This is a genomic window from Arthrobacter sp. Leaf69 (genome assembly GCF_001422645.1).
GTDB lineage: Bacteria > Actinomycetota > Actinomycetes > Actinomycetales > Micrococcaceae > Arthrobacter.
Window position 1 is genome coordinate 1 of record NZ_LMLR01000012.1, and the last position, 343, is coordinate 343.

Here is a 343-nt window from a genome sequence, read left to right on the forward strand (position 1 = left end):
CAGCGCCTTGCCCAGCTTCGCGGCCTGGATCGGCGTCATCCGGTGGTGCCCGTCATGGAGCAGCGGCAGTTCCGGGCCGAACTCGTTCCGGACCGCCTCGAACACGCCCGGCAGGTGCCGCAGGTACGCCCGGGTGTCCCAGTCCTCCTCCAGCGGGAACGCGCCCCGCCCGGCCGGCTCGTAGTCATACCGCTCCCCCGAGGCCTGCGCCTGCGCCGCGACCCCGTACACGGCCTTGATCCCGGGCACCGCGGTCTGGATCCGGATCGACTTGTACCCGAGCTCCAGGTGCTCCCGGACCGAATCAAACAACGACGGCAGATCCGCGCCCGAGGCATGCCCG

At 71.4% G+C, this 343-nt stretch carries 1 pseudogene; it reads right to left on the bottom strand.

Annotation, left to right across the window (positions count from 1 at the left end):
- A pseudogene (locus ASE96_RS11310) lies at positions 1-343 on the bottom strand (bifunctional D-altronate/D-mannonate dehydratase); the annotation flags it as partial.